This is a genomic window from uncultured Sphingomonas sp. (assembly GCF_913778135.1).
In the GTDB taxonomy this organism is placed as follows: domain Bacteria; phylum Pseudomonadota; class Alphaproteobacteria; order Sphingomonadales; family Sphingomonadaceae; genus Sphingomonas.
In genome coordinates this window covers 1-3,920 of sequence record NZ_CAJYVU010000039.1, presented here as the reverse complement: position 1 = coordinate 3,920, position 3,920 = coordinate 1, and the positions used below count along the sequence as shown (strand labels likewise).

The following is a 3,920-nucleotide window of genomic DNA, read 5'->3' as shown; positions in this document are numbered from 1 at the left end:
GTCGAAGGCGACCGTCGCTGACCAAGCGGTTGGCGGCAATTTAACACCGGCGACTGCATTGCCGATTTAATCCGAGAGCTGGGTTCTTCCGTAAGTTGGGGAGGCTGGGTTTCGGCTAGCGCTTGATAGGCACGCGTATAGGAGAAGGCGGCACCAGCAGGTACCGCCTCACTCGTAGCTTACCGCGCGTCCTTGTCGATGCGCGCTGGTTCGGCGTCGATCGTCTGCGGTGGGCGCGTATTTCCCCTGTTAGGCGCATCTGGGTCTTCGAGCAGCTCCTCGGTCGCCTTCTGCACGTCGTTCTGCTTGTCCGACATCGGCCTCAGTCCTTCATGCTGGCGGGCACGGTGCCGCCGTTCTTCTCCAGCTCGCGCATCACTGCCTTGTGAAGCCAGATGTTCATCTCGGCCGACCCGTCCTTCGCTCCGCTGTAACCGAGCTCGGTCGCGAGCTCCTTGCGATTGTCGAGGCTTGAATCGAGGTCGAGCAGCTTCATCAGGTCGACGATCGACGTGCGCCAGTTGAGGTTCGGATTGCCCTTCGGCGCGGAAATGTTGGTCAGCACCTGCTCGACGTCGACCGGCCGCGCCGGGGTCGGGGCGGGCGTCGCGGGAGCCTGCGCCGGCGCGGACTGGGGCTGTTGCTGCGGTGCCGGGTGCGCGGCGCCACCCACCGGTGCAGGCGCGGGTGCGGGGGCCGCCTCCTTCTTGCCGCCGAACTGACCACCGAGCGGGCCGTTGTGACCGAAGATCGCGTCCTTGATCTTGCCGAAAATGCTCATCGTGACAGGTCCTTTCTCATTCAACCGTTGGCGAGGTTCTCGGCCGGCACTTCATAGTAGCGCGCGACGCTGTCGGCGTAGGACTGGTTGAACACCGGGGGGTTGTTCGCCCAGCTCGGCCCGCCTTCCAGCATGCGCCGATCGATCGTGACGACGTAAAGGTCGCGCACCGCGTCGAGCGACAACAGCCCGAACGGCAGCGGGTAAAAGCTTTTTCCCATGCCGAGAAACCCGCCCAAACTCAGCACCGCGTGCGTCACCCGGCCCGATCCCTTGTGCACCATGAAGGCGTGAACAGCGCCGAGATGGTCGCCGTCGCGACTGTCGACCCGCATCGAGTCGGACAGCGTCGAGCGGACCAGCAACTGAGTCGGCTCTCCAGAGGTCGTTGATGCGGCGTCGTGGTCGGACATGGGGGCTCCTGTGATGACGCCTGCGGCGCTTGCGCCGGAACAACCGTCTGCCGTGGCGGCGGGTTCCAGCCGTGGTTGAGCCTCCGAGACGCATCCGGCATAGCAGGACGGATGATCGCACCGCGCCACCGCTTCCACTCGCCGCTCCGCCTTTCGCCCGTCGTCGCGCTGCTATGGGTTGCCGCCTGCGTCGCGCCGCCGCGTGCCCCGGCCCCCGTCGACGTGCCGCGCCCCGCGCCGACCCCGACGATTGCGCTGCCCGCCCCGTCGCCGGTCGATTGGCAGGACTGGCCGCGGATGCCTGGCACGTGGAGCTACGGACGCGACGCGCGCGGCAGCCGCGCCCTGTTCGGCACCGCGGGACAGGATGCGCTGGCGGTGCTGCGCTGCGATCTGGGCGAGCGGCGGGTGTTCCTGTCGCGCGCTGGCACCATAGCGACGCCGTTCACGATCCGCACGACCTCGGCGACCCGCAGCGTCGCGGCGCAGCCGACCGGCGGCACCCCACCCTATGTCGCGACTGCCTTAGCCCCGAACGATCCGTTGCTCGACGCGATGGCGTTCAGCCGCGGGCGCTTCGTGATCGAACAGGCGGGCACGCCCGCGCTGGTGCTGCCGCCCTATGCCGAGATAGGTCGCGTGATCGAGGATTGCCGCGGCTAATTGCGAAGTCGCGGCCACGCTGCGGCGGCGGATGTTCGATCAGACCGCGCGACAATACAAGCCTTGTATATCACCCGTCGCAGGGACACATTGAAGACGCGATCAACGCAGGTCGCACGAGTCTTCAACCAGCGAAAGGAGGTGATCCGATGTCTCATGGTTCAGCAGTGGGTTCGGTTCAGTTCGTTCGGGGGACTCGCTTCTAAGGGTGCGTTGACGGACCGGAGGAGATTGCCTCCTTATTCTACGGTTCGCTGATGCGTTCACAGAGGCGTTCATGGTCTCCCGGGCTGGAGCTCTCCGGCCGCTGACCATGTCTAGGGGCTGTCGGGTTCGTCGAGAGACGGTCCGGCAGCCTCTTCTCATTTCCGAGCTGGTGGATGCGCGCAGGACATCTGTGTCACGCCCCGCGGAAGGTCACAAAAGTCATACCTAATGTGCGCGTGCCCGCGAGTGCGCGCGCAGGCGCGTGGGCGGATTATAGCGTTATCAGAGACGAATCCGGCGTAACGCGCCCGATCGTTGTAGGACATAACCCACGCCGGCGGCCCTGCTTATGCGCTCACCTCAGTCGGTTTGCGGCATGCGCAAGTACGGCAGCATGTGCGCGCAATAGTCGGCTTTGCCCAGCTCGACGCCCTGCGCGCGCAGGATCGCGTAGACGGTCACGACGTGAAAGTAGAATTGCGGCAGCGCCCAGTCGCGCGCGTACACGGTTGCGGTCACGTCAAGCACCATGCCGTTGGGCAGTTCGTGGGAGAGCGCGGCATTGCCATCGAGCAGGAAGCCGTCCCGCCCTGCCGTCTTGACGACCGCCAGCGTCTCACCAATCCGCGCCCGTGCGTCGGCAAGCGTACCCGGCTCGTCACCCCCATTTCGCGCCTCTTCAAGCAGCGCTTGCAGTTCGGGTGGGAAGTCACGACCCTGCAGGCGGAACACCGCCTCCTGCGCCTGCCGGCACGCGAAGCGCACCTGTGTGGCAAGCGGGAACATGTCGGGCGCGAGCCGCGAGCCGAGCAGCGCATCGACTTCGTCGCCGCGCGCGGCTTCGGCCTTGTCGAGCCACTTGGCCATCGTGCCCAGCATCTGGGTGTAGGTTGGCAGCAGCAGATCTGACAGGGTCATGCGGTCGCTCGCTCGGGGCTGTGGAACGGGAATGCACCCATCCGCCGCGCACCGTCGCTCGTCAAGCAAGCCGCCGGGCGCGGCAATCGTGTCACCGCGACCGGCGCGCGCGCGTCACACCGGCTGGAGCAGCCCCTCGCGCGCGATCTTCTCGCGCCACACCAGCGGGGCGAGCTGGTGGACGTTCTGCCCCTCGGCATCAACCGCGACCGTGACGGGGAAGTCGCTGACCTCGAACTCGTAGATCGCTTCCATCCCAAGATCCTCGAACCCGACGACCTTCGATCCCTTGATCGCGCGCGCGACCAAGTACGCGGCGCCGCCGACCGCCATCAGATAGGCCGACTTCGCCTCACGGATCGCCTCGGTTGCCGCCGGCCCGCGCTCAGCCTTGCCGACCATCGCGAGCAGGCCCTGGTCGAGCATCATGCGCGTGAACTTGTCCATCCGCGTCGCGGTCGTCGGACCAGCAGGCCCCACCACTTCCTCGCCCACCGGGTCGACCGGCCCGACGTAATAGATCACCCGGCCCCGGAAGCTGACCGGCAGTTCCTCACCGCGCGCCAGCATGTCGGCGATGCGCTTGTGGGCGGCGTCACGCCCCGTGAGCATCTTGCCGTTCAACAGCAGGCGGTCGCCGTGCTTCCACTGCGCGACCACCTCGGGCGTCAGCGTGTCGAGATCGACGCGGATCGCCGCGGTGTCGGGCTTCCAGTCGACCTTGGGCCATTCGTCGAGCTTGGGCGCTTCCAGATACGCCGGGCCGCTGCCGTCGAGTGTGAAGTGCGCGTGGCGGGTCGCGGCGCAGTTCGGGATCATCGCCACCGGCTTGCCCGCGGCGTGGCACGGCCATTCCTTTATCTTCACGTCCAGCACGGTGGTGAGGCCGCCCAGCCCCTGCGCGCCGATGCCCAGCGCGTTGACCTTTTCGAAGATCT

Annotated in this window: 6 protein-coding genes; 1 reads left to right on the top strand and 5 read right to left on the bottom strand. The window is 66.6% G+C overall.

The window, feature by feature from the left end; all coding sequences use genetic code 11:
- Positions 1-179: 179 nt before the first annotated feature.
- Genes QZ847_RS03925 through QZ847_RS03915 form a run of 3 tightly spaced genes read right to left on the bottom strand, consistent with a single transcriptional unit; the run spans position 180 to position 1,194 of the window.
- A complete protein-coding gene (locus QZ847_RS03925; RefSeq protein ID WP_294353233.1) occupies positions 180-317 on the bottom strand; it encodes a hypothetical protein in 138 nt (45 codons plus the stop codon).
- A 5-nt stretch (positions 318-322) separates the two neighbouring features.
- Complete coding sequence (locus QZ847_RS03920; RefSeq protein WP_294353231.1) at positions 323-781, bottom strand: DUF3597 domain-containing protein; 459 nt, start codon at positions 779-781, stop codon at positions 323-325.
- Between the two features lie 20 nt (positions 782-801).
- On the bottom strand, positions 802-1,194 hold the full coding sequence (locus QZ847_RS03915; RefSeq protein ID WP_294191253.1) for a PRC-barrel domain-containing protein: 393 nt from the start codon (positions 1,192-1,194) through the stop codon (positions 802-804).
- Between the two features lie 111 nt (positions 1,195-1,305).
- Between QZ847_RS03915 and QZ847_RS03910 the strand changes: the two genes are divergently transcribed.
- Complete coding sequence (locus QZ847_RS03910; protein WP_294353229.1) at positions 1,306-1,857, top strand: hypothetical protein; 552 nt, start codon at positions 1,306-1,308, stop codon at positions 1,855-1,857.
- A 567-nt stretch (positions 1,858-2,424) separates the two neighbouring features.
- On the opposite strand, the gene QZ847_RS03905 is transcribed toward QZ847_RS03910, so the two are convergent.
- Together QZ847_RS03905 and QZ847_RS03900 are read right to left on the bottom strand one after the other, a co-directional pair.
- Entirely contained in the window at positions 2,425-2,982 is a 558-nt protein-coding gene (locus QZ847_RS03905; protein ID WP_294353228.1) for a DUF1993 family protein, read from the bottom strand.
- 114 nt (positions 2,983-3,096) lie between these two features.
- The coding region (locus QZ847_RS03900; RefSeq protein ID WP_294353225.1) for a FumA C-terminus/TtdB family hydratase beta subunit at positions 3,097-3,920 on the bottom strand (824 nt) is incomplete at its 5' end.